The organism is Nocardia cyriacigeorgica GUH-2, from assembly GCF_000284035.1.
Lineage (GTDB): Bacteria > Actinomycetota > Actinomycetes > Mycobacteriales > Mycobacteriaceae > Nocardia > Nocardia cyriacigeorgica_B.
In genome coordinates, this window is the sequence record NC_016887.1 from 4,398,412 (window position 1) to 4,421,943 (window position 23,532).

The 23,532-nt window shown below is 66.8% G+C and carries 21 protein-coding genes and 1 pseudogene; 7 read left to right on the forward strand and 15 right to left on the reverse strand.

The window, feature by feature from the left end:
* Window positions 1–6 precede the first annotated feature (6 nt).
* The 3 genes from NOCYR_RS19945 to NOCYR_RS19955 form a co-directional block, all read right to left on the reverse strand.
* The gene (locus tag NOCYR_RS19945; RefSeq protein ID WP_014352206.1) at window positions 7–1,251 is read right to left on the reverse strand and encodes an AAA family ATPase; all 1,245 of its coding nucleotides are present in this window, start codon (window positions 1,249–1,251) and stop codon (window positions 7–9) included.
* A gap of 58 nt (window positions 1,252–1,309) precedes the next feature.
* Window positions 1,310–2,788 carry an FAD-dependent oxidoreductase gene (locus NOCYR_RS19950; protein ID WP_014352207.1) on the reverse strand — a complete coding sequence of 493 codons (1,479 nt, stop codon included), beginning with the start codon at window positions 2,786–2,788 and terminating at the stop codon, window positions 1,310–1,312.
* A 121-nt stretch (window positions 2,789–2,909) separates the two neighbouring features.
* Window positions 2,910–3,455 (reverse strand): PadR family transcriptional regulator, encoded by a 546-nt coding sequence (locus NOCYR_RS19955; RefSeq protein WP_048834324.1) that lies wholly within the window; start codon window positions 3,453–3,455, stop codon window positions 2,910–2,912.
* A gap of 47 nt (window positions 3,456–3,502) precedes the next feature.
* On the opposite strand from NOCYR_RS19955, the gene NOCYR_RS19960 reads away from it, so the two are divergent.
* On the forward strand, window positions 3,503–4,063 hold the full coding sequence (locus NOCYR_RS19960; protein ID WP_014352209.1) for a peptide deformylase: 561 nt from the start codon (window positions 3,503–3,505) through the stop codon (window positions 4,061–4,063).
* Window positions 4,064–4,156: 93 nt separating this feature from the next.
* Here NOCYR_RS19960 and NOCYR_RS19965 read toward each other — a convergent pair whose 3' ends face one another.
* The 7 genes from NOCYR_RS19965 to NOCYR_RS28555 all read right to left on the reverse strand — a co-directional run bounded on the left by NOCYR_RS19965 (window position 4,157) and on the right by NOCYR_RS28555 (window position 12,834).
* Window positions 4,157–5,452, reverse strand: a complete 1,296-nt coding sequence (locus tag NOCYR_RS19965) for an MFS transporter (RefSeq protein ID WP_014352210.1) — start codon at window positions 5,450–5,452, stop codon at window positions 4,157–4,159.
* Between the two features lie 8 nt (window positions 5,453–5,460).
* A complete protein-coding gene (gene ligA, locus NOCYR_RS19970; RefSeq protein ID WP_014352211.1) occupies window positions 5,461–7,572 on the reverse strand; it encodes an NAD-dependent DNA ligase LigA in 2,112 nt (703 codons plus the stop codon).
* 163 nt (window positions 7,573–7,735) lie between these two features.
* Entirely contained in the window at window positions 7,736–8,776 is a 1,041-nt protein-coding gene (locus NOCYR_RS19975) for a methionine synthase (RefSeq protein WP_014352212.1), read from the reverse strand.
* Between the two features lie 55 nt (window positions 8,777–8,831).
* A complete protein-coding gene (mnmA, locus tag NOCYR_RS19980) occupies window positions 8,832–9,932 on the reverse strand; it encodes a tRNA 2-thiouridine(34) synthase MnmA (protein WP_048833554.1) in 1,101 nt (366 codons plus the stop codon).
* Window positions 9,932–11,161: a cysteine desulfurase family protein gene (locus NOCYR_RS19985; protein WP_014352214.1), complete on the reverse strand. Its 1,230-nt coding sequence runs from the start codon at window positions 11,159–11,161 to the stop codon at window positions 9,932–9,934. The genes mnmA and NOCYR_RS19985 overlap by 1 nt, the downstream gene beginning before the upstream one ends.
* 69 nt (window positions 11,162–11,230) lie before the next feature.
* The gene (locus NOCYR_RS19990) at window positions 11,231–12,514 is read right to left on the reverse strand and encodes a tyrosine-type recombinase/integrase (RefSeq protein WP_081505454.1); all 1,284 of its coding nucleotides are present in this window, start codon (window positions 12,512–12,514) and stop codon (window positions 11,231–11,233) included.
* A gap of 74 nt (window positions 12,515–12,588) precedes the next feature.
* Complete coding sequence (locus tag NOCYR_RS28555; protein WP_306306395.1) at window positions 12,589–12,834, reverse strand: helix-turn-helix transcriptional regulator; 246 nt, start codon at window positions 12,832–12,834, stop codon at window positions 12,589–12,591.
* Window positions 12,835–13,377: 543 nt separating this feature from the next.
* Between NOCYR_RS28555 and NOCYR_RS19995 the strand changes: the two genes are divergently transcribed.
* The 3 genes from NOCYR_RS19995 to NOCYR_RS30060 all read left to right on the forward strand — a co-directional run bounded on the left by NOCYR_RS19995 (window position 13,378) and on the right by NOCYR_RS30060 (window position 15,304).
* Window positions 13,378–14,001, forward strand: a complete 624-nt coding sequence (locus tag NOCYR_RS19995; RefSeq protein ID WP_014352216.1) for a hypothetical protein — start codon at window positions 13,378–13,380, stop codon at window positions 13,999–14,001.
* A 154-nt stretch (window positions 14,002–14,155) separates the two neighbouring features.
* A complete protein-coding gene (locus NOCYR_RS20000) occupies window positions 14,156–14,470 on the forward strand; it encodes a hypothetical protein (RefSeq protein WP_014352217.1) in 315 nt (104 codons plus the stop codon).
* Window positions 14,471–14,776: 306 nt separating this feature from the next.
* A complete protein-coding gene (locus NOCYR_RS30060; protein ID WP_174343944.1) occupies window positions 14,777–15,304 on the forward strand; it encodes a TetR/AcrR family transcriptional regulator in 528 nt (175 codons plus the stop codon).
* A 1,424-nt stretch (window positions 15,305–16,728) separates the two neighbouring features.
* Here NOCYR_RS30060 and NOCYR_RS20015 read toward each other — a convergent pair.
* From NOCYR_RS20015 to NOCYR_RS20025, 3 genes are all read right to left on the reverse strand, one after another.
* On the reverse strand, window positions 16,729–16,911 hold the full coding sequence (locus NOCYR_RS20015) for a hypothetical protein (RefSeq protein ID WP_014352220.1): 183 nt from the start codon (window positions 16,909–16,911) through the stop codon (window positions 16,729–16,731).
* 477 nt (window positions 16,912–17,388) lie between these two features.
* Window positions 17,389–17,595: a DUF397 domain-containing protein gene (locus tag NOCYR_RS20020; protein WP_014352221.1), complete on the reverse strand. Its 207-nt coding sequence runs from the start codon at window positions 17,593–17,595 to the stop codon at window positions 17,389–17,391.
* Complete coding sequence (locus tag NOCYR_RS20025) at window positions 17,592–18,521, reverse strand: helix-turn-helix domain-containing protein (protein ID WP_014352222.1); 930 nt, start codon at window positions 18,519–18,521, stop codon at window positions 17,592–17,594. Before NOCYR_RS20025 ends, NOCYR_RS20020 begins: the two co-directional genes overlap by 4 nt.
* 296 nt (window positions 18,522–18,817) lie before the next feature.
* On the opposite strand from NOCYR_RS20025, the gene NOCYR_RS20030 reads away from it, so the two are divergent.
* From NOCYR_RS20030 to NOCYR_RS29365, 3 genes are all read left to right on the forward strand, one after another.
* A complete protein-coding gene (locus tag NOCYR_RS20030) occupies window positions 18,818–19,273 on the forward strand; it encodes a hypothetical protein (RefSeq protein WP_048833555.1) in 456 nt (151 codons plus the stop codon).
* Complete coding sequence (locus NOCYR_RS20035; RefSeq protein WP_148280697.1) at window positions 19,270–20,007, forward strand: hypothetical protein; 738 nt, start codon at window positions 19,270–19,272, stop codon at window positions 20,005–20,007. The genes NOCYR_RS20030 and NOCYR_RS20035 overlap by 4 nt, the downstream gene beginning before the upstream one ends.
* 261 nt (window positions 20,008–20,268) lie before the next feature.
* Window positions 20,269–20,496: a hypothetical protein gene (locus NOCYR_RS29365; RefSeq protein ID WP_158430182.1), complete on the forward strand. Its 228-nt coding sequence runs from the start codon at window positions 20,269–20,271 to the stop codon at window positions 20,494–20,496.
* A gap of 378 nt (window positions 20,497–20,874) precedes the next feature.
* Here NOCYR_RS29365 and NOCYR_RS20050 read toward each other — a convergent pair whose 3' ends face one another.
* Both NOCYR_RS20050 and NOCYR_RS31040 read right to left on the reverse strand, forming a co-directional pair.
* Window positions 20,875–21,288 (reverse strand): NUDIX hydrolase, encoded by a 414-nt coding sequence (locus tag NOCYR_RS20050; RefSeq protein ID WP_014352226.1) that lies wholly within the window; start codon window positions 21,286–21,288, stop codon window positions 20,875–20,877.
* 17 nt (window positions 21,289–21,305) lie between these two features.
* A pseudogene (locus NOCYR_RS31040) lies at window positions 21,306–23,470 on the reverse strand (aminotransferase class I/II-fold pyridoxal phosphate-dependent enzyme).
* Window positions 23,471–23,532: the final 62 nt, after the last annotated feature.

A 23,532-nucleotide genomic window follows, 5' to 3' on the forward strand; every position in this document is an offset into this window, starting at 1 on the left:
CGCCGCTCAGCGCGGGGTGAGTTCGCTGGTGCCGTGTTCGGTGCGGCGCAACTGCCAGACCGAGGAGCGGGTGCGGTGCGAGCGGCCGTTGCCGCGGTCGATCAGGGTGCGGTTGTTGGTGGTGAAGATCAATTGGGCGCCACGGGCATTGGTTTCCGGGTTCTGGAACAGCTGGATGAGCCGGTCGGTCTCCTCGGCGGGTAGTTGGCCACCGATATCGTCGACCGCCAGCACCTTGCCCGAGTCGAGCGCGTCGAGCATGGTCGGCAGCAGCCGCAGCAGGGTGAGGGTGGCGGTGGATTCGTCGCCGATGTGGAATGGGATATCGATGCCTTCGTGCACCAGCCGCAAGCCCACGCCGCGCCGGTCCACCATCCGTTCGTAGAGGGCGTCGCGGGCGTTCTTCAGGTTGGTCAGTTCGCGTTCGAGCAGCACCGGGGTGACGCCGTTATCGCTGAGCAGCGATTCGGCATACGCCGGTGAGGACGTCGCGCGTTCGGTCTGTTCGGTGAGACCGGCGATGTCGACGTCGAGTTCGCGCAGGTAGTCGGCGTAGAGCGGATCGTTCTCGGCGATCAGCAGATCGGTGATGCCGAGGTCGGCGGTGCGCAGCAGGGTCAGCAGCCGGGCGGCGTTCTCGGCCGACCGGGAGATGTGGCTGCCGACCAGGTGCTCGACCCGTTCCGGTTCGGCGGGTCCGCGCTGCACCTCGAGCATCGATTCGAACCAACGGTAGGCCGGCACAAGCGCCTCGGCATACATCTGCCCGGCCAGGCTCAGCAGCAGCGAATTCGGTCGCACCAGCGGCGCCAGGGCGGTGATGCCGTAGCGGGCCGCCTCGAACATGGGTCCGATCTTGATCTGCTCACCGGCGCGTTCGAACACGATGCGCTTGCGCGAACGCGGGTGCGCGTACAGCCATTCCGCGACGACGTCGGCATTGTCGAGTTCGAAACCGTAGGTGTACGGGCAACCCTCGGCCACGAACGCGGCGACGAACTCGGTGGGCCGGTCGGCGTGCCCGAGATGCGGCGAACGCACCGGCCCCGCATACGGATCCCAGCCGGTCACCGAATGCAGCACCGCGTCGCGCATCTGTCCCAGCGCGTCGATCAGGCTGGTTTTGCCGGCGCCGGCCGCGCCGTGCACCGCCGTCACTGGCACCGCGACCGGCCCGGACCCGCGACTCAACCGCAACTCCTGCCGGTCGGCGAGCGATTTGTGATTGGTCACCTGAAAACTGCGCAGCATGCGGGTAATCCTTCCCGCTTCGCGATGTTCTCGCGACACCGGCTCCGGCGCGGCGGCCCTATCGGCGCGCGGCGGCCCGGCCCGCGCGGCGGCCGAAGAAGGTGCCGTCGCCGAGGGAGGTGCCGCTGATGTAGCCCCAGGAGTGCAGGCCCGAAGTGGCGCGACCGGCCGCGAACAGACCCGGAATCGGTGCGCCGTCGAGGTCGAGGACGTGTCCGTCGACGCTGGTGTGCAGGCCGCCGATGGTGAAGACCTCGGCGCCGCCGCCCGCCGTCCCGCCGTCGCCGTACTCGGGCGGGGCCATGCCGCGGCGCACGTCGATCGCGGCGAACGGCGAGCGCAGCGGCCGCAGCCAGCGCGCCGACTTGTGGAAATAGGGGTCGGCGCCGTGTTCGGCGTGCCGGTTGTATTCGCCGACGGTTGTGTGCAGGGCGCCTTCGGGCATGCCGATCTCCTGTTCGAGTTCGGCGAGGGATTCGGCGACGAAATGTGGTCGCACACCCCAGCGTTCGTCCTCGGGCACTTCCTCGTAGGCCTGTTCGTCGAGGATCACCCACACCCGCAGGTTGTGCTTGAACAACGCCGCCTGCCCGACCAGGCCGGGGTAGACGTCCTCGTTGATGAACCGCTGCCCCACCTCGTTGACGATCATGCCGCGCACCATCATCCCCGGCACCAGCGAAATACCGACCTGACCGGCGGACATGTGTTTGACCGCCGCGCCGGCGGCCTGCGCGATGACGATGCCGCGGCCGTCGTCGCCGCCGTCACTGTTGACGCCGAGCCCCACCAGCTGCGGCGCATGCTGGGCGACCATCTCGGCATTGTCGGCGAACCCGCCGGTGGTGAGGACGACGCCGCGGCGCGCCCGGTAGGTCACGGTGTCGCCGAAATGCCGTGCGGCGACACCGACCACGCGATTGCCGTCGACGATCAGCCGCAGCGCGGCGGTGTCGGTGTGCACCCGGATGCCGGTGCGCCCCACGGCCTCACTCAGCACCGCCATGAGTACCTTGCCGCCGAAACCGTCCGAGGTGACGCGATGCCCGCGCGGGGCGGGCGTGGCGATCGTGTTGAACGGATAGGCGTTCTCCCCCATCCACATCAGACCGTCGTCGGTGGGCGGCACCCAGGTCGGCGAATCCCACAGGGAGGGCTTGAATGGCACGCCGTGCCCGGTCAGCCACTCGTAATGCGCGACACTGTCGCGGCAGTAGAGACCGACCTTCTCCTGGTCGGCGTCCGGTCCGAGGGCGGCGAGCAGGAACTTCTCCATATCCTCGGCGGTGTCGTCGAACCCGCAGGCCCGCTGGATGGGGGTGCCGCCGCCGAGATACATCTCCCCGCCCGACAGCGCCGAAGAGCCGCCGCCACCGCTCTGCCGTTCCAGCAGAATCACCTCGGCCCCCGCCGCGTCGGCGTCGAGGGCCGCGGCGGCTCCCGCGCAGCCGTAACCGACCACCAGCACATCGGTTTCGTGGTCGTAGGCCGCGATGTCGGCGGCGGCGATCGGGGTGACGGGGACGCGGGCGCTCATCCGGTTCTCCTGTGCTCGGCAACAACGTCATCGACGTGGTGCGGGTCACAGTAGGGTCGGCGGATCGGCGGGGGCAGTAAGGCGTCCGGTCAGTGGGAGGTCGGCGGGCCGGTGCCGACGGTCAGTTCGGCTGGTCGAGCTTGTCCAAATCGGCCAGAACCTTTTCGTGCCACTCGATTTCGCTGCGGATGCGCATGCGGGCATGCTCGGCGATGAGGTCGTCGGCGGCGCTCTGATCCGGCCAGCGGCGGTCGAGCAGGTGGTCGATATGCGAGGCGCGGGCCTTCAGCGCGGCAATGCGATCGTCGAGATAGCCGCGCAGCAGTTCCCGGTCGAGGTCGGCGCTGACGGCGAGCGCGAGGTCGACGGGGTCGGGCCGGATATCGATCTCGGTGAAGGCCTCATCGCGCAGCGCGCGCAACTCCCGCAGGCCCTCGTCGGTGACCTCGTAGACGGTGCGGGCCGGCAGCGCGCCCTGCTGTTCGGTGCGCAGCGGCCGGATCAGACCCTCGCCCGCCATCCGGTGCAACGCGCTGTAGAGCGAGCCGGGTTTGACCCGCGACCACAGGTCGGCGCGGTCGAGCCGGGCATCGCGGCGCAGCTGATGGCCGTGCATGGGACCACGCTTGGCCAGGGCGGCCAGGACGAACAGCCGAGTCTCGTTCACGCCCACCAGTCTGCCACGAGTACTCGGTTTTGAGTACTCTGCGTTGTATGACTGTGCGACCCATTCTCATCGCGGGCGATCCCCGGCTGACCACGCCCGCCACCCCGGTCACCGTGTTCGACGACGAACTCCGCGCGTTCATCGACGACCTGTTCGAGACCAATACCGCGGCCAACGGTGCCGGTCTCGCGGCGAACCAGGTCGGCGATCCGCGGGCGGTCTTCGTCTACGACCTGGTCGACGAGGGCGTGCATCATCGTGGCCACGTGATCAACCCGGTCCTGGAAACCTCCGCCTTGCCCGAGACCATGCCCGACCCCGACGACGACCTCGAAGGCTGCCTGTCGGTCCCCGGCGAATGGTTCCCCACCGGCCGCGCCGCCCACGCCACGGTCACCGGCGTCGATCTCGCGGGCAACCCGATCACCGTCGAAGCCACCACCGCCTACCTGGCCCGTTGCCTCCAGCACGAGACCGATCACCTGAAAGGCCACCTGTACCTCGACCGCCTGATCGGCCGCAACCAGCGCGCCGCCCGCCGAATGATCAAGGCCAACAAGTGGACCGAGCCCGGACGCTCCTGGCTGCCCTCCGAGCAGACCCGCTGATCGCCGATAAATACCACTCCACCAGCGGATTACACCCAGCCACCCGTTCGGCTGCGATCTGTCGGTCGACGTGCGCGCCGCGCTGTTGCTGATCTACCCGCCATGATCGGCCGCGAATTTCACGGGCGCGGTATCGCGTTCGGCCGGCGACAGGTGACGCCACGGCAACAGCAGCGAACTCGCGATGACGACGATCGCGGCCACGGCGATCGCGCATCGCAGCCCCGCCGCGGCCGCGAGCAGTCCACCCACCGCAATGAACACGGGCTGCGCGCATTTGGAGCTGATCGACCACGCCGTACCCACCCGCGCCATCAGGCCGTCGACGGTGTTGTTCATCCGGAAGGTGGTGAACACCGGGTTGAACACGCCCGCACAGAACAACAGCAGCGTCTCGGTGGCGATGATGAGGACCAGGCCGAGCGTGTTCGGCCCGGCCAGCAGCAAGGGCGCGAGCCACAGGGTGCGCAGAAGGCCGAATCCGAGCAGCACGGCCCGCTCACCGAACGCCGCAACAAGCCGGGGCGCACACATCGATCCGATCAACCCACCCACACACGGCAGGCCGAGCGACAGCCCGTATTGCCAAGGCGCGAAACCCAGTTCACGCAGCATGAGCAACGCCATCAACGGCGTGGTCATCAGAATGGCTCCACCGAAGACCATCGCATTCCAGAACAGGCGGTGCAGGGCTGGATGGCCGAAGATGTAGGACCAACCGCTGCGCAGATCGGCCAGACGCGACTGTCGCGGGCGCCGGGCGGGCGGATCCGGTTCGGGAGTGCGGATGCCGCGAATTCCGAGGGCGGCGAGCAGATAGCTGACGGCGTCGATGAGCACGGTGAGGGTCAGGCCGAACAGCGCGATGAGCCCACCGCCGAGCGGCGCACCCAGGGTGGAGGCGGTCCAGAACGTCGTCTCGAAACGACTGTTGGCGCTGATGCGCTGTTCCTGCGGCACCAGCGATTTCACGTACGCGCCGTTGGCGGCGTTGAAGACGATCGCGCAGACCGTCTGGATGGTGACCACCGCGCACAGCTGTGCGTAGGTGAGCACTCCCGCCCATGCGGCCAGCGGCACGCTCACCAGCGCACCGAAGACGAGCAGGTCAGCGCCCACCATGATCGGGCGCTTGCGATGGAAGTCGATGAACGGACCCATCGGCAGCGCGATGGCCGCACTCGCGACACCGGCCATGGCCGCCATCAACGACACCTGGAGGTCGGCGGCCTCGAGCACCAGGATCGCCACCATCGGTAGCGCGCCCGCGCCGAGCGCGCTACCGATCTGGCTGACGGTGAACGCGCCCCACAGCCGGTAGAAGTCCGGTGCGAGCCGCTGCGCCCGCGCCGGGGCCGTGCCGTCTCGTTGTTCGAGTTGTCCCCCCACGTCGTGTGTTATTCGGCGGGTGTCTCGATCTCACTCGAGCCGGCCCGCACCGCGTCGGGGCCCGATTCCAGCAGGGTGCGGAAGCCCTCTTCGTCGAGGATGGGCACACCCAGTTCCTCGGCCTTGGCGGCCTTGGATCCGGGTGATTCGCCGACGACCACGAAGGCCGTTTTCTTCGACACCGAACCGGCGGCCTTACCGCCGCGCACCAGAATCGCCTCCTTGGCGCCGTCGCGGGAGAAGCCTTCCAGCGAGCCGGTGACGACGATGGACAGGCCCTCGAGGTTGCGTTCGATGGATTCGTCGCGTTCGTCTTCCATCCGCACGCCGGCGGCGCGCCATTTGTCGACGATGGCGCGATGCCAGTCGACGGTGAACCATTGCGTCACCGCGACGGCGATGGTGGGGCCGACGCCGTCGGTGGCCGCCAGTTCCTCGACCGAGGCCTGGCTGATCCGCTCCAGGCTGCCGAACTCGGCGGCGAGCGCGCGGGCGGCTGTGGGGCCGACGTGGCGGATGGACAGCCCCACCAGCACCCGCCACAGCGGGCGGTCCTTGGCCGCGGCGAGATTGTCGAGCAGCCGGCGGCCGTTGGTGGACAGGGTACCGTTCTTGTTGACGAACAGCGAGGTGGTGAGCAGGCGTTCCTCGGTGAGGTCGAACAGATCGCCCTCATCGGTGATGGCACCGGATTTGAGCAGGTCGACGGCTGCCTCGTAGCCGAGCGCCTCGATATCGAAGGCACCGCGCCCGGCCATATGGAACACCCGCTCGCGCAGCTGCGCCGGGCAGTTCTGCTGGTTCGGGCAGCGGATGTCGGCGTCGCCCTCCTTTTCCGGCGCGAGTTCGGTGCCGCATTCCGGGCAGTGGGTGGGCATCACGAAGGCGCGTTCGTCGCCGGTGCGGGCGTCGACCACCGGGCCGAGCACCTCGGGGATCACATCGCCTGCCTTGCGGATGGTGACGGTGTCGCCGATCAGCACGCCCTTGCGCTGCACTTCCGAGGCGTTATGCAGGGTGGCCATCGCGACGGTGGACCCGGCGATGGCGACCGGCTCCATCACCGCGAACGGGGTGACCCGCCCGGTGCGGCCGACATTGACCTGGATATCGAGCAGCTTGGTGGTGGCTTCCTCGGGCGGATACTTGTACGCGATCGCCCAGCGCGGAGCGCGCGAGGTGGACCCGAGACGCCGCTGCAACGCCATCTCGTCGACCTTGACCACCAGGCCGTCGATCTCGTGCTCGATATCGTGGCGGTGCTCGCCCCAGTAGGCCACCCGCTCCAGCACCGCGTCGATCCCCTGCACCAGCTTGGTGTGCGTGGATACCGGAAGCCCCCAGGCGGCGAGCGCGTTGTAGGCCTCGTGCTGGGAGCTGGGCGTGTAGCCCTCGATGCGGCCGAAACCGTGGCAGATCATCCGCAGCCGCCGCCGCGCGGTGACCGAGGGATCCTTCTGCCGCAGCGAACCGGCAGCGGTATTGCGCGGATTCGCGTACGGCGGTTTACCTTCGGCGACGATGGCGGCGTTGAGCGTCTCGAAATCTTCCAGCCGGAAATACACCTCGCCGCGGACCTCGAGTAGATCCGGGATCGGATGGTCGGGGTGGGCGGTGAGTTCGCGCGGGATGTCGTCGATGGTGCGGGCATTGAGGGTGACGTCCTCACCGGTGCGCCCGTCGCCGCGGGTGGCGCCGCGCACCAGCTTGCCCTTCTCGTAGACCAGGTTCAGCGCGACACCGTCGATCTTCACCTCGCACAGATAGTGCAGGCCGGGCCCGGTTTCGGCCTCCACCCGCGCGGCCCAGGAGCGCAGCTCGTCGAAATCGAACGCGTTGTCCAGCGAGAGCATGCGTTCGAGATGATCGACGGCGGTGAAGTCGGTGGCGAAACCGCCGCCGACCAACTGGGTCGGTGAGTCGGGTGTGCGCAGATCCGGATGCTGCTCCTCCATGGCCAGCAGCCGCTGGAACAGCGCGTCGAACTCGCCGTCGGAGATGATCGGCGCGTCACGCACGTAGTAGCGGAACTGATGCTCGCGCACCTCGTCGGCCAGCTGCTGCCACTGCTGACGCTGCTGCGAGCTCGCCGACTCGGCAGCCGGCGCGGCGGCATCCATCGCAGGCACTGTCTCCTCGGGCGCTGAGGTGGCGGGGCTTCCGGTGTCACTCACGACTCGAACACTAGCCGAGCCCACCGACAATTCCCGCCACGTTCGCGCACGTCCGCGCACTGCCGCGGCGGCGAATCGGCGGCCCGGTGCGAGGGCGCGGCGACCTCGATCAGCCCTCGAACGAGAGCGACTCCGGTTCATCGGAATACGCCTTGGCGACCTCACCGGCCAGCGCCACCGCCCGCCGGGCCCACGCCAGTGGCGCCGTAGCCAGACCACACGCCGGCGACACCAGGACCCGGTCGGCGAGGGTGCGCCGGGGGAAGCCGAGCCGGTCGATCAGCCGCACGCCCGGTTCGGCGATCTCGCGCCAGCTCACCGGGGTGGCGGGCGCGCTGGTCGGCACCAGCCCGAGCACCACCTGCTGGCCGCCGTCGAGGATTTCGCCGATGGCGTCGAGATCGGCGGTCGCGATGGTTGCCATATCGAATCCGATGGCGGCGGCCGCGCTACGCCGCAGCAACGGCAGCGCGGGCGGGGCGGCGCAGGTGTGGATCAGCACCGGGACCCGCTGGGCGGCGATCACGCCGTCGAGCAGCGCGAGCGCTTCGGGTTCGGGCAGCGCGCGCACGGTGTTGAGCACGCTGGCCCCGCTGAGTGATCCGTTCAGCACCGCGGTCAGATCGGGTTCGTCCAGTTGCACGACGACGTCGGCGTCGAGGCGTTTGCCCACCTCGGCCACATGCTGGGCCAAGCCCTCGGCCAGCGACGCGGACAGATCGCGCAGCGCGCCCGGATCGGTGAGCGCCCGGTGCCCGGACCGCAGTTCGACCTCCGCGGCCAGCGTCAGCGGTCCGGCGGCCTGCACCTTCACCGTGCGGCCCGCACCCCGCAGCCCGGCGATCTCCCAGGCCTCGTCGAGCGCGTCGATATCGGTGCGCAGCAGATCCGAGGCCCGGCGCGAGGTCGCGCCCGGACGGTCCGCGAGCCGGTAGCCGCGCGGCGTCGTATCGAACAGCAGATCCACCAGCAGCGCCGAGGTGCGCCCGATCATGTCGGCACCCACCCCGCGGGCGGGCAATTCGACCAGATGCGGCAGACCCGGCAGTTCACCGACCGCGATGGCGGCCGCCTCGCGCGGATCGGTGCCCGGCCAGGAGCCGATCGCGGTGGCGATGCCGGTGGGCAGGCCGTCGCGCGTTTGCGTCACAGTTCACCCCGATAGACGACGAACAGAGCAGGCTGCCGGGCGACGATGGTGTAGATCACCGGGGGGCGCCGGAGGGGGCCGTGCGCGCGGTCGCGGCGATCGTGCCGCTGCCGATCACCTGATCGCCATCGGCGTCGGGCAGATACAGCACGACGGCCTGACCGCGAGCGACGCCGGTCAGCGGCTCACGCAGCCGCACCGTCAGCCCGGGACCGGTGGCCTCGGCGACGGCCGGGGCGGTCCCGCCGTGCGCGCGCACCTGCACCACACACTCGACCGGACCCTCCGGGGCCGAGCCCGAGGTCCAGATCGCACGGTCGGCCTCGATCGTCCACACCTGCAGGTCCTCGGCCGAGCCGACCCGCACCGTGCCGGAGTCGGGATCGATGTCGGTGACGTAGCGCGGCTTGCCGTCGGCGGCGGGGCCGGGCAGCCCGAGCCCCTTGCGCTGGCCGATGGTGAACCCGTGCACACCGTCGTGGGTGGCCAGTTCGGTGCCGTCGGCATCGACCACGGCGCCGGGCCGGATGCCGATCTTGGCACCGAGGAACGCGCGGGTATCGCCGGAGGGGATGAAGCAGATGTCGTGGCTGTCGGGCTTGTTCGCCACGGCCAGACCGCGCTCGGCGGCCTCCTCGCGGATCCGCGGCTTGGGGGTGTCACCCACCGGGAACATGGCGCGCGAGAGCTGCTCGGCGGTCAGCACGGCCAGCACGTAGGACTGATCCTTGTCGGCGTCGACCGCGCGGCGCAGCACGCCATCGGACAGCCGCGCGTAATGGCCGGTGACGACGGCGTCGAAACCGAGCGCGACCGCGCGATCGGCCAAGGCGGAGAACTTGATCTTCTCGTTGCAGCGCAGGCACGGGTTGGGTGTCTCACCCGCCGCGTAGGCCGCCACGAAATCGTCGATGACATCTTCCTTGAAGCGGTCGGCGAAATCCCAGACGTAGAACGGGATGCCGAGCACGTCGGCGGCCCGGCGGGCATCACCGGCGTCTTCCTTCGAGCAGCAGCCCCTGGAACCGGTGCGCAACGTGCCCGGTGTGGCCGACAGCGCCAGATGGACGCCGACCACGTCATGACCGGCGTCGACGGCGCGCGCGGCGGCCACCGCCGAATCCACACCACCGCTCATCGCGGCGAGTACTCGCATCAGAGGCCTCCCTTCGCACCGGCCAGGCCCGCGGCCCTGGCTCGTTCGACCACCTGGGGCAGCGCCGCCAGCAGCGCCTGCACATCCGCACCGGTGCTGGTGTGCCCCAGGGAAAAGCGCAGCGATCCGCGCGCCTGCCACGGTTCGACACCCATGGCGATGAGGACATGACTGGGTGAGGCGACGCCGGCGTTGCAGGCCGAGCCGGTGGAGCATTCGATGCCCGCGGCGTCGAGCAGCATCAACAGCGAATCGCCTTCGCAGCCGGAAAATGTGAAGTGCGCGTTGCCCGCGAGCCTGCGCTCGTCGTGCGGGCCGTTCAGCACGGCGTCGGGCACCAGGTCCTGGACGCCGTCGATCAGTTCGTCCCGCAAGCTCCGCAATTCGACGGTGCGCGTGGGCAATTCGGTGACGGCTTCGTGCAGTGCGGCAGCCAAACCGACGGCGCCGGCCACATCGACGGTGCCCGAACGCAGATCCCGCTCGTGCCCACCGCCGTGCAGCAGCGGCACACACGGCACCTGCCGGCCCAGCAGCAGCACCCCGACTCCGGGCGGACCGCCCACCTTGTGCCCGGCGAAACTCGCCGCCGCCAGCCCGCTGGCACCGAAGTCGATCGGCACCTGCCCCGCCGCCTGCACCGCGTCGCTGTGCATCGGCACACCGAATTCGGTTGCCACCGCTGCGAGTTCGGCGATCGGCTGGATGGTGCCGACCTCGTTGTTGGCCCACATGACGCTCACCAGCGCGACCTCGTCGGCATGCGCGACCAGTTCGGCGCGCAGCGCGTCCACCGACACCACACCGTCGGCGTCGACGGGCAGCCACGTCACCCGGGCGCCCTCATGCTGTTCCAGCCATTCCACGGCGTCGACCACCGCATGATGCTCGATCGCGCTCGCGATGACGCGGGTGCGGCGCGGGTCCTCGCCGCGACGAGCCCAGTAGATGCCCTTGACCGCGAGGTTGTCGCTTTCGGTGCCGCCGCCGGTGAAGATCACCTCCGACGGCCGCGCCCCCAGGTCGGCGGCGATCGACTCGCGCGCCTCCTCCACCCGCCGCCGCGCCGCACGCCCGGAACCGTGCAGCGACGACGCGTTGCCCACCAGGCCCAGCGCAGCCGTCATCGCCTCGATAGCGGCAGGCAACATCGGGGTGGTCGCCGCATGATCGAGGTAGACCGTCTTGGGCGCAGCTGCGTTGACCGGACCCGGGAAAGCCGACTTCATGACCGATCCAGCCTATCCGACCGCTGACCTGCACATTATTGGGGTCTAACCTCCGTTTTTACGATTTCCCTACGATTCACCCACGACATGCAAGCCATTCCGGGCCCGCCGGTATTCCCGCAGCCCCCTGAGCAAGGCCTCCCCCAGCGTGAGCGCCTCCGAGCGCTGTCCGTCCACCAGATGGGTATAGACATCCAGGGTGGTGGTGTTGTTCTTGTGCCGCATCCGACGCGTCACATCGGCCAGGCTGTAGGCGCCGTCGGCCAGCAGCGACCCGTACAGGTGCCGCAGCGAGTGGAAGCCCATCCGCTGGCGCACCTTGCCGTCCGGACCCCACGGCACCAACTCCGCCGTGGGTCCGCCGACGGCTGATACAGCCGCGGCGACCCGGTTGCGCATGGCCTTCTGAGACATGCGCCCACCGGAACGGCTGGCCGAGAATGTCAAGAACTTTCCCGACGTGCGACCATCGAGCATGCCCTCGATCCAGTCCGCCACCCAGGGATCGACCGGGAACTCCATGCCCGATGCCTCGGTCTTCAATGGGCCGTCATGACTGCCGACCGTCGTGCCACCCACTCGGCGCTTGGACTTGTACTGGGTGCCCGGCCGGTAGGTGCGCGTTGCGAAGTTCATATCGCTGATGTCAGCCCCGAGTGCCTCGCTCAATCGCAGCCCCAACCCGACACCCAACGCGACCACGATGCGGGTCTCTTCCGGCATCTCGTGAAAGAAGGTCCAGAACTCCATCATGGTCGGGCAGTAGGTGGGAATCTTGGGCCGCTCGCGGTTCGGCTTGGCGTAAGTCTGTGTGGAACACGGCATGACGACCGTCAGCTCCGCTCGCTTGGCCGCAGCCATGATGCGGGTGAGGAGCCGGTGAGTGTCCACCCGGTAGTCGTATGTGTAGCCGGTCCGGTGCAGTCCGGTCATCAGCTTGAGAACGTGTGGTTCACGAACCTCGGAAACGGCGTACATCTCGAGGTACCGGAGAATCAGCCTGATCTTGCTGCGATAGCCGTTGTAGGTGCCGCGATCGATCGCTTGCAGCTCGAGCCACTCCCAGCACCATTGAGACATCATCACCCGCGACGCTTCTTTGGTGATGTGCCGCCCCGACTTGATCGCCGCTACCTGCTCCTGCGCCCACGTCTCAGCTTCGCGTGACGTATCGAATCCTCGGGTATGCGGCGCGTGCCGGATCCCATCCTGATAAGCACCGCGCCACTGACGGTTACGCCCGTAGCTTGCCGACCGGATTTTCCGGCCGTTCTCGTCCTTTTCCTTGAGGTGCCAGGTGTCATATGGCTTGAGCGCACGCAGCGGGGGTACAGGTTTCTGTCGAGTCACCATTCCTACCTCGTCGAGCGATTCGGCGGCACTCCTCCGGGAACGTTACAGCCCAGCGGCGCAATAGATTTCCGGAGTCAGCTCGCTTCCCGCCATCCATCGGAGACTCGCGCCGAGTCGCCACCGGTGGTGAGCGATTGTTCCCACGCGAGTAAGTCAGACCACCGATAACGGCGGAATCTACCGATTCGAACGTAGCGTGGACCCTTGCCTAGCGACGCCCAATTAGCGAGTGTTTTTGGAGGTATTTTCAACCTATTCGATACCTCGACGGTGGTCAGCCAGAAATCATCTTCACCTTGCATTCCGCCACCTTCAGACATGCGTTTTACCCACTCTTTCGATATTCAGCAAAGAACTCTCATACCCGGTCACCTCCGCCGGGGCGCGGTCAGTGGATATCGGTCAGCGGCGCCCCGCGGCCCCCTCCTTTCGCCAAGCCATAACCTCGGGCAAGTAGTGCACATACGGACACCATCAGAAGGGCGCCGTTTCAACGCACCGATCGAAACTCTCAGCTGCCCCGACCACCGACTACGGCAGAGCTGAACGAGCTGGGATGTGTCCGGGCAGGTGTTGGCCTCAAGACGCATCGGGGATCGACGCGCAGAATTTCAAAACGCGCGCCCAACCGGTCAACCTCGGGTTCGTTGACCACACGCGGAGTTGGGCGCAATCCGGGTCTTCTAGCGTTGACCAGCAGGTATCGGATTCGCACGCGAAATCTGGTCCATTCAGCTTGACATTCCGCGCCGTATCGAGCGTCCATGAATGCGGGAACCCCACCGGCACCTGCCGGAATCGCGGGTAACCGTCCCGGCCGGGACATGACCATCCATCCCTACTCGAATGGCCGAGGAGCCGTCATGTCCACACCAACGATCGATACCGCAACGACCAGCGCGCCACCGGAACTGCGTACCGACACCGAGAAAGCGCTCTGGGCCGCCCTGAACAGCAACCCCGGTTCGACCGCTGCCGAACTGGCGAGAACCGCCGAAATCGGCGCATCGACCGCGCGAAAAACACTGGCACGCTGGGTCGCCGACCACCACGTCCACCGCGAACCGAAGTCCGACCCCCGCAGCGCCGACACCTGGTCCGCCACATCATGCCCAGCCGACTCCGACACACGCATAGACCAGCCCGAACCCACCACCGAGACCGTGGACCCGGGAAACGAGGGCGAAACCCGCACCGAGCAAGCCGCTGCCGACACCGCCGGTGCCGCACAGAAACCCGAGGGCTCAGAGCCGACCGTCGTCGACAACGGGGAAGCGAAGCCGGACAAGCTGCCGCCGGGCGGGCTGCGTGGACAGGTCGAGGACTATCTGCGTGATCACCCCGGGGAATCGTTCACCCCGCACCAGATCGGCAAAGCCCTCGAACGCTCCTGCGGCGCGGTGCACAATGCCCTGGTCAAACTCGCCGCCACCGGCGTCGCCGACCAAACCAACGACGCCCCCAAGAAGTTCGCACTCAAACCGTAGCGCCGAACACCGGATCCGACGAGACACGGCCTGACCGCCGAAGTCCCATGGATTCCTCCAGGTCCGGTCGAGACATCCATCCCAGCCCTGGCCCGAGTTTTCGGGACCGAGAGTCGGGCACCACAACAATTTCGTGAACTCGAGAGGATTGATCATGTTCGATAGTTCGATGGCAGCGCATGAGATCGCGGCAACCGAGGCGCACCCGTACCGCGTCATCACCGAACCTGTGCCCTACTGGGATGACCTGCTGCTGACCGTCTACGCCATCACCACAACCGGCGAACGGATCCGCGTCGGCGCGATCCGCTCCGAGAACGGCACGCGGTGGCGCTGGCTCGACAAGGCCAGCGAACTGCCCGTCGGCACCGAATTCCCCTCGGCCACTGACGCCGCCGACGCCATGGCTGCCGACTTCTACACGGCATGGAACGGTGTACCCGCGCACCGCGCCATCCCGGCCGTCTAACAACCCACCACTCCGAAACGGACGTAACCCCGCCACCGGTATCCCCGGTGGCGGGTCGCCTTCGTGTGTCAGCGATCGTCGCACCGTTCGGCAGCATGCCGCCGCCCCTCGCCCCGCGAAACGGACACACGCAGGGACGTGAAACTCGTCTCCCGGAGCAGCTCGAGCACCGCCACTCGGCTCGCATCCACCGACACAGGCGGTTACATCGCCGCCCAGAGCGAAGACCTACGCGCCAACACCAGGCTCAACGCAATCAGTCCCTCCACTCGACTACAAACATAGTTGTCGACTATGTTTGTAGTCATGAGTGAGCGTGTGCGGGTCCTGGCCGATGCCGCAATCCGAGTGATCGCAGCATCCGGGCTGCGCGGATTGACCTACCGGGCGGTCGACGTCGAGGCAGGGTTGCCAGCCGGCTCCACATCGAACCGGTTTCGAACGCGCGACGACCTGATCGCTGGGGTAATCGAGCGCATGGCCGATCTCGAGCTCGCAGACCTCGACGCCGCCGAAGGATCTGCTACCAGTGCATTCGACAAATGGGCCGCAGGAGGACTGAGTCAGACGCTGACTCGCTTCGAGTTGATGATTGAAGGTGTCCGGTCTCCACGGGTAGCCAAAGCACTCGAGGAGCAGCGAGCCCGATTCGCAGCCTTGGCCGAGAGTTCGGCTGTCGCCATCCCTTTCGGCCTGACCAGCCCCGAATTGGTGGCAGTGTTCGCCGGTCTTCAGTTCGCTGAGATCACCACCGGGGAGAAAGTCCTGGAAAAGGCACTTACGTGGATCGCCACTCGAGATGATGCAACAACCCAAGCCGATCGTGAACGTTGAAGTGTTGGTTTGAGCGAGGGGGAAGAAATGAGTGTAACCACTAGGTCGGCGCCTGAGGCGCCGTCCGTGAACCGGCCGTCACGTGCCACGGACCGACAGACGGCGAAAGCCTTTCTCGTCGTGGCTGCCACGATTGTTATCCCATATGCGCTCTGGCCCGTGATCATCATCTGGGCGGTGTTGTACTTCGGCGCCCGCGGATTCAAGCGCCTCTTCCTCTGCAGTAGTTGAGTCGGACACAGCTAACGACGGCGGCGGCATCGCCGAACAAGCACAGCAGGTACGGGTTCAGCTCTGTCTAACCAGGCGATAGACCTGACCGTCCGACAGACGCATCCCACGCCCGGCCAACTTCGGGGCAGCCACGCCGGGCATACGGACGACTGCAACATTCTGCGTGATCAGGGTGGCGTCCTCCACGAACAAGATGGGCTTTCCGGGGCCGGGCGACGGCCCGCTTACGGGACCGCTGGTGAGCCGCTGCACGGGGCCGGGGTGAGTGGCGCATCGGCATGTCCGGCGGCGGTCAACGCTTCCAGCACATAACCGACTTAACCAGATGAACAGCCCAGCAGGTGGGCGATTCACGCGCCCGCATTCGGTAACGGAATTGTCGGCGAGCACCTTGGCGACAATGGCCGCGAAACTCGATCTTCGCCAAATCTCAGCTCGCCACGCGCCTCAAACAGACTTTCTCACCAAAATTTCGGGCAATTTCCACCGGCCACGGCGCGTTCGCGCAAGCGACGGACGATACAAGAACGAATCAGCGGCCGGCGCTGCTTTAGCTCAGGAATTACAGGGGGTGGATTGAATAGAAATGAACCCGGGCACGGGAATGGCAGCTGGGTCGATTAGTACATTCACCAGCAAGCCCAGCAATGCCAGCCGACTGAGACCGGCCGCGGGCCGCGCCGCCCCCGCCGACCATGTGCTTCTTTGTCCCCGTACGGGGAGCCTGGGAGACGGTTACGCCGAAAAGTGGCCCGTGAGCTGGGCTTATCGGCGGCGCGCATGGGGCGTCTTAATGGCCCCACCGACCACCCCACCGAACGCCCCACGGAACGCCCCACCGAAAAGCCACCGTCCACAACCCGACCGGGAATCAATATTCGGAACCGATTCAAGAAGTCGCACAGAATCGAATTAAGGGAATTGCACACTCAACTCGAAAAATTGCATGCCAGTCACCTTGGGACCTGCATTATGGCAGTGAAGCGGCGCCCGGAAATCGCGACTCCCTGCGGCCAATATAGCGAATTTGCCGCCACATATCGATGCCTATCTAATTGCTCGATTCCGCTCACGCAGAGTGCGACTGCCGTCTTTCGTTTCGAGGCGGAGCCCGAGGGTGCTCAGATTCCACCTCCACCTCCGGTATCGCCCTGGTCGCCGTTTTTTCCTCTCCGCTCGAACTTTCTTTTCTATCTCTGGTCGGTGCGCCTTTCGAGCAGGTCCAGCGTTTCCGCGGGTGGCGGTCGACGAGCGTGCCCGCCAGCGAGCCCCAGCGCGATGGCGGCATCATGGCGCACGGCCTCGCGCAGCGGCAGCACCCACTCGCCGGCCGCGTCCGCGGCGAGCGTGCCGCGCCAGGAGACGTCGAGCACGCGGCGCGCGGCACGGTCGGAGTCCGAGTCGCCGATGGGTAGCCAGTAGTTCCCGGCTCCGCCGCTGCAACGAAGCGCGACATCCCTTTCCCGGCGGAGTACGCAGGAGCAGGAACAGGTGCAGGCCGGTGCGCAGCCCCACAGCTCCGGCGGGCGCTGCGCGTAGAGGTTCGCTCACCCGTGACCTTGCTCAACGAATCGGCCAGGGCGAGTGACCGAACGGCGTTCACGCGGCATCGTCGAGACCAGACACGGGCCGGGCACATATGCCTGTTCACGGCCGAAACCAGTACCTGACTATCGAGGCCCGACTGAAGGCATTTGAGGCGGCGGTCGCCGAAATTCGACGGCACCTCGGCCTAGGCGAAGAAGCAGCCGGGTGGGCCGGTCTCGGGTATCAGCATCCTGGCCGCAACAGGTGAAACGGCGGCGACCCGTCATACAGGGCGGGTCGCCGTGGTGCTGTAGACCGAACTTTCAGGGCCGGTCGAACTCACCGGCGTGGACTCCGGCGAGGAACGCTTCCCATTCGCTGGGCGTGAAGATCAGCGCTGGTCCGGCTGTGTTCTTGCTGTCACGTACTCCGATATTGCCCCCGTCGAAAAACGCGACCTCGACACAGTTGCCGCCGTTCCCGCTGTAGCTGGACTTGCGCCAGGTCGGGCTGCTGTGGTCGGTGGTCATTGTGAGCCTTCCTCGATTGCTGATGCGATGAGCTTCTTGGAATCAGTGGTGCTGAGGGCGGCCTTCTTCAGGTCGCGCCACACCAGTTCGTAGGCCGAGACTTCCTCGGGTTTTTGGAGGTACAGGGCGCCGGTCAGCGTGTCCATGTAGGCCAGCGACGGCTCGAGCGGCTCGCCATGCTGGTCTTTTGGGAAGTCGAGCAGTGTGAACGCTCCGGAGACCATCCCTGCGTGCATGCCTGCCGTCCACGGCACGATGCGGATCGAGATGCCTTTGCGGTCGGCTGCGTCGAGCAGGGCCTGGAGCTGGCGCCGGAAGACTTCGGGCTCACCGAACGGCCGGCGTATGACGGCTTCGTTGAGAATGACTTCGAGGCGCGGCGCCTCGGGTCTCGATAGCAGGGCTTGACGGTCCATTCGGACACGCACGCGTGCGGCGATGCGATCGTCGCTGACGAAACCGACGGGGGTCCGTCCGAGGCCGGCGGCGTACTCCTCGATCTGTAGCAGGCCAGGCACCAGTTCAGATTCGTATTGGCGTATTGAGGCTGCGGAGTCTTCGAGCATCACATAGAGCCCGAACCAGTCGGGGATCTCGGTTTCGGTCCGGTCGTGCCACCAAGCTTTCTTGCGGCCGTTGCGCGTTTCGGCGGTCAGTGCAAGCAGCAGGTCGCGGTCGGCGTCGGGGGCGCCGTACAACTCGAGCAGCGCCCGCACGATCGGCTCCTGGAACTTCACGCCTTCCGCGCCCTCTTCCATGCGGATGAGCGTCGATCGCCCCAGTCCTACGTGCTGCGCGGCTTCACCCTGCGACAGCCGCCGCGGCTTGCCTTTGCCGTCGACCGCCGGCGCGCTTTCGCGCAGGCGGGTGAGCTGGCGTCCGATGTGGCGCCGCAGAACCGCAGTGCTGACCGACTCCAGTGCCACGTGAGCTCCTCATCGCGTCGGTTGGTGTTTCACCCAAATTAAACATCTCCGCCACGGAGACGGACAAGGACGGTTGCATTCGATCAACAAGCATACTGAACGGTATGAAATACGACTTACTATTTTGATACTGTTTCAATTCAACCATTGCCATATTACGCTGACCGGAGCACACTGTTTCACTAGTGGTTCGGGCCACAGCTCACACCGAGATGTCAAGCGCTGGGCCCTGATTGCGCATAGATGACGACCTGGATTCCTGACATTCAGGAACCTCCGACTGCCAGGGGTGGAGCATGAAGCTCACGAGTCGAGAACTCCTCATCACGCTGGATGGCGGCGAGACCGCACGAGACCGCTGTCGGCGCTATCGGCGCGAACTGTTGCTTCCAGCGGTCGTCCCACCAGGCACGGACAAGATCATCGTCCCGTTGCTGGACGGCGTCATGAACTCGGTGACCGCGCCGTCGAGCTTGGCGATCGGCGCTGTCGAGATACTGGCAATTCGCGGAGAGCTGGGACCGGTCGTGAAAAATGGGCGCCGGATGACGTTCCTGACAACGCCGTCGGTCTACGACAACGACGCGCTGGTCTATCTCAACATCACCGTGGGCGGACAAATCGCGTCCCTGCCATCACCTGCCGATGAAGCCGCTGGGCGACGGCAATGGGTCGTCCAGACGATCGCAGAGGGTGGCCTCCCATCCACGCGGACCGTACTGCGTGCGCTGACTGGGGTGGCACGGCGATGAGACCAACGTTGTTCGGATACCTACGCACCGAGCTCGTCGGCAGCTACATCGTCGAGGTGCATGAGATGATGCGCGAGTTCGCCGAGGGCGAGGGCTTGGTCCTGGGGATTGTCCGGCACGAAACCGGCGCGAATACCAGCGAGCTGTGGCAGTTGCGGCAGGATCTGCTGCGCGCTGAATCGAGGCATGTCATCACGCCGACGCCGACCCACATGGAGGAGGGCCGCGGCCCTGAGCGGATCAGGCAGGTGCGCCAGCTCACGCGCATCCCTGGGGTGCAGGTGTGGTACCTCAGCCCGAGCGAGAATGTGGCTATGGTGCGCCACCTGCGCCGCAATCGCGATATCCCCGCCCCGCAGGTACGCCAGGTGGGCGATTCGCGCAGCGTGGTTGGGCATTTCACGCTCGGCGTGAATTTGGCCGCGCGCGGAATCGTGCAGCTCGAGGTTCACGAGAAGCTCACTCGCGCAGGCCTGCGCCATCTGTGTGCTCCGGCCGAACAGGTCATCCAGGCGGTACTCGAGGAGGTTGCCGCTGCGGCCCAGCCACAGATCTATGCGCGAGTGGCCGCTGGCTACCCGGATCTGGCCCCGCTCGAGCTGGAGGTGTGGCTGCTGCGTGGCCAGGCATGGCTCGAGGTACAGGTGCATGAGCACGGCGATCGGACAGCGGATCCGGTGAGTACCGGTGTGGCTGCTGCGTGGCCAGGCATGGCTCGAGGTACAGGTGCATGAGCACGGCGATCGGACAGCGGATCCGGTGAGTACCGGTGTGGCTGCGGTCGGTGAGCACGGGCGGTGCAAGTCAGCGGTCGGAGGCATGCTCACCTGGGCGCGGCTGCCGTTGACCGTCACACCATCGGTCTTGCCGAGTACTGCGACCACCATGCGGGGCGTGGTCTAATGCGCGCCGTAGGCTTTGTCCGCGAAGACCTCTCCGACGATGTTCCCGAGACAATGCGTGAGCTCCGCGCTGTGGCAGCAAGCCACCATCTGTTGGAGCTTCGTGTCTGGGTCATCGCTGATCCGGCTGTCGCCTTCGCCCTCGCCGCGGATGCCGATGTGGTGCTGGTGCCGACAGAGGCGCATATCCGCGGCTGGATGGACGCCGTGCGGGTTTCCGCCGATGTGTACACCGTCGACCCACCACGTTGTTGGCCGCGCGGCGGTGGACCCGCCCGGCGCCTCGTCAGTGCGCGCAAGCCGAGCTCGGCGGCTCGATGATGGCCGCGCCGACTGTTCATCTGACCGTGCGGTTTCCGGGCACCAACACCGTGTTGCACTACGCGGCCACCTCTGACGCTGCTGAGGCGTTTGCGTCGGCTGCTGCCGCCCAACGCCTCGCTGACGTGCAGATCGACGAATTCGTGACCGACGAGCTTCCCGCACTGCCGTGCCCGGGCCTGTGGCCATAGGCCGGTCATTCCACCGCTCCACCCAACTCTCAGCATGAACGGCTTTCTCAACCCAGATGTCAAGCGGAGATGTCCGGGTAGCCGTTGGCGTCGCTGGCCCCGGCTTACCCGCTGTACTGACAACGATCCGATAGCAGCGGGCCCGGAATCTCCTCTGGTTCCGGGCCCGCTGCCGTTTCGTGGTCGTCTACACCGTGGTGTTCTCCAGTGAGCCGAAGAAGGTTTCGAGGATGGCGTTGTCGGCGTAGGCGAGTTGGGTGTTGGCGGCGTCGGCCTGGCTGAACCAGCGCAGTTCCTGGCCCTCGGTCAGTACGACGTCGTCGATGTCGAAATCGACTGCGGCGGTGAAGGTGTGCTCGATGCCGAAATCGAGGTCGCGGGTGCAGAGGAATTGGACGGTGTCCGGGTCGAGCTGGACGCCGATCTCTTCTTCGATCTCGCGGACGACGCATTCGGCCGGTGTCTCGCCGGCTTCGATCATCCCGCCCAACAGGCTCCACATGTTCGGGTAGAGGATGTCGGGTTTGTCGTCACGCAGGTACATCAGCACCTCGTGATGCGGGTTGACCAGGATGATCTGGGTGCCTTCCTTCTTCGCCATTTCGGGTTGGGTTCCTTTCAGCGTTGGTAGGCGATGGCGATCTTGGTGACTGCGGCGGCGACGTCGTCGACGTCGGTGGCGGTCATCGCGGGGTAGAGCGGCAAGCTGAGGATCCGGTCGGAGACCTCGCGGGCGACCGGGGCGGTGTCGCCGGTCAAGCCGTGTTCGCGCTGATAGTACGGCTGCCGGTTGAGTGCGATGAAGTGAATGCCGGTATTGATGCCCTCCTCACGCAGCGCGGCCACGACCTTGTCCCGGTCGATGGTCAGGGCATCGATGTCGATGTCGACGATGTAGAGGTGATGGGCGTGGCGGACACCGGGCCGGCGGTGGAGTGGGCGGATTGCGGGCAGGTCGGCCAGCAGCCGGTCGTAGCGGTCGGCGAGTGCTGTGCGGGCGGCGATGAAGCCGTCGAGCTTGGGCAGTTGGTGGATGCCGAGCGCGGCCGCGGTGTCGGGCATGTGGAATTTGTGCCCGGCCAGGTACTGCTGCCAGTGCGGGGATCCGCCGACGGCGTGCCGTTTCCAAGCGTCGCGGGAGATGCCGTGCATGACCAGCATCCGCGCCTTCTCGGCGAGGCCGTCGTCGTCGGTGACGAGCATGCCGCCTTCACCGCAGCTGACGTTCTTGGTCGCGTAGAACGAGAAGCAGGTCATCGTCGACCAGGACCCGATCCTGCGGCCGTCCTGCTCGGCGCCGATCGCGTGGGCCGCGTCCTCGATGACGGTCAGCCCGTACTCGGCCGCGAGCGCGCCGATGGCGGCGATGTCGGCGGGTTGGCCGGCCATGTGCACCGGCATGATCGCTCGGGTGCGTGGGGTAATGACCTTCGCGATCGTCTCCGGTGTGATCATCAGTGTGTGCGGGTCGACATCGGCGAAGACCGGTGTGGCGCGGTTGTGGATGATGGCGTTGCCGGTGGCGGCCAGGTGATCGGTGAGGTGATCACCTCGTCCCCTGCGCCGATCCCTGCGGCGGCGATGGCGGCCTGCAACGCACCGGAGCAGGAGTTGGTGGCGATCGCGTGTTTGGCGCCGACGTAGTCGGCGACCATCGCTTCGAACTTCTTCGTGCGCGGGCCGGTCGACAACCTGCCCGACCGCAAGGTCGCGATCACCTCGTTCTCTTCCTCCGGGCCGAAGGACGGCAGCGCGAACGGCAGCGGCTGGGTGCGGATCGGGCGGCCGCCGTCGACGGCCGGGACGACGAGCTGGCGGCGCAGGCTGGCCTCGGTGGATAACGCCGGCTCGGCGGCCGCGGCGTCGAGCCGGGCCGGATCCTCGCGGAACCAGTCGCGAACTTCCCGGACCCCGTCCCGGATCGAATGCGTCGGGGTGAACCCGGTGGCGGCGGTGAACGCGCCGCCGGAGAGCCGGTAGTCGCGGGAATCGCGCGGCCCGCCGGTGAATTCGATTGCGGTGTTGCCGAGCTCGCCGGCGACGGTGCGGGCCAGCGTGCGGATGCGGATGTTCTCGCCGACCACGTTCCAGATCGGGGCCGTCGGCAACTGGTCGGCGGGGATGTGAAGGCAGCGCAGGTAGGCTGCGGCCGCGTCCCGCACGTGCAGCATGGGCCGCCACTGGGTGCCGTCGCCGTCGACGCGGACCTCGGCGCGGGTCATCGCCCGGTAGACCATGGCGTGCACGGCCAGATCGATCCGCATCCTCGGCGACACCCCGAACAGCGTGCCCAGCCGCAGCGAGATCGGGGTGAAGGTGTCGGTCGCGAGCTCGGTCAACGACTGCTCGGCGGCGCGTTTACTGCGCGCGTACTCCGAACGCGGCAACAACGGTGAATCCTCGTGCAGCAACGCATCCGATGCCCCGTAGACCGCGGCGGTGGAGGCGTGGAGGAAGCGGCGCACTCCGCGCTCGCGGGCAGCGAGGGCCAGGCGGTGGAGGCTGTCATGGTTGACCGAGGTGGTCCAGGTGGCGTTCAGTTCGCCAGCAGGGTCGTTCGACACAGCGGCCAGGGCGATGACGGCGTCGGCGCCGTCGAGCAGTTCGGTGCCGAGGCTGCGCACGTCGACGGTCTCGATGCGCAGGTTCGGGTGCGGATCCAGGCATGGGCCGTGCGGGAAGGCGTCGGCGGCGACCACGGTGTGGCCGTGGTCGAGCAACATGGGCACCAGGACCGATCCGAGGTATCCGGCGGCACCGGTCACCAAAATGGTGGCGTTCACGGTGGGCTCCTTTGTGAGGCGGGACCATTACGCCTTTCAGGGGATCGGTGACCACGTGAGTG

What these genes read in the sequence shown, in the direction of transcription:
- NOCYR_RS19945 (WP_014352206.1), bottom strand. Translation starts at nt 1,251, where the DNA reads ATGCTGCGCAGTTTTCAGGTGACCAATCACAAATCGCTCGCCGACCGG.
- NOCYR_RS19950 (WP_014352207.1), bottom strand. Translation starts at nt 2,788, where the DNA reads ATGAGCGCCCGCGTCCCCGTCACCCCGATCGCCGCCGCCGACATCGCG.
- NOCYR_RS19960 (WP_014352209.1), top strand. Translation starts at nt 3,503, where the DNA reads ATGACTGTGCGACCCATTCTCATCGCGGGCGATCCCCGGCTGACCACG.
- ligA (WP_014352211.1), bottom strand. Translation starts at nt 7,572, where the DNA reads ATGGATGCCGCCGCGCCGGCTGCCGAGTCGGCGAGCTCGCAGCAGCGT.
- mnmA (WP_048833554.1), bottom strand. Translation starts at nt 9,932, where the DNA reads ATGCGAGTACTCGCCGCGATGAGCGGTGGTGTGGATTCGGCGGTGGCC.
- NOCYR_RS19985 (WP_014352214.1), bottom strand. Translation starts at nt 11,161, where the DNA reads ATGAAGTCGGCTTTCCCGGGTCCGGTCAACGCAGCTGCGCCCAAGACG.
- NOCYR_RS19990 (WP_081505454.1), bottom strand. Translation starts at nt 12,514, where the DNA reads ATGGTGACTCGACAGAAACCTGTACCCCCGCTGCGTGCGCTCAAGCCA.
- NOCYR_RS28555 (WP_306306395.1), bottom strand. Translation starts at nt 12,834, where the DNA reads ATGTCTGAAGGTGGCGGAATGCAAGGTGAAGATGATTTCTGGCTGACC.
- NOCYR_RS19995 (WP_014352216.1), top strand. Translation starts at nt 13,378, where the DNA reads ATGTCCACACCAACGATCGATACCGCAACGACCAGCGCGCCACCGGAA.
- NOCYR_RS20000 (WP_014352217.1), top strand. Translation starts at nt 14,156, where the DNA reads ATGTTCGATAGTTCGATGGCAGCGCATGAGATCGCGGCAACCGAGGCG.
- NOCYR_RS30060 (WP_174343944.1), top strand. Translation starts at nt 14,777, where the DNA reads ATGAGTGAGCGTGTGCGGGTCCTGGCCGATGCCGCAATCCGAGTGATC.
- NOCYR_RS20020 (WP_014352221.1), bottom strand. Translation starts at nt 17,595, where the DNA reads ATGACCACCGACCACAGCAGCCCGACCTGGCGCAAGTCCAGCTACAGC.
- NOCYR_RS20030 (WP_048833555.1), top strand. Translation starts at nt 18,818, where the DNA reads ATGAAGCTCACGAGTCGAGAACTCCTCATCACGCTGGATGGCGGCGAG.
- NOCYR_RS20035 (WP_148280697.1), top strand. Translation starts at nt 19,270, where the DNA reads ATGAGACCAACGTTGTTCGGATACCTACGCACCGAGCTCGTCGGCAGC.
- NOCYR_RS20050 (WP_014352226.1), bottom strand. Translation starts at nt 21,288, where the DNA reads ATGGCGAAGAAGGAAGGCACCCAGATCATCCTGGTCAACCCGCATCAC.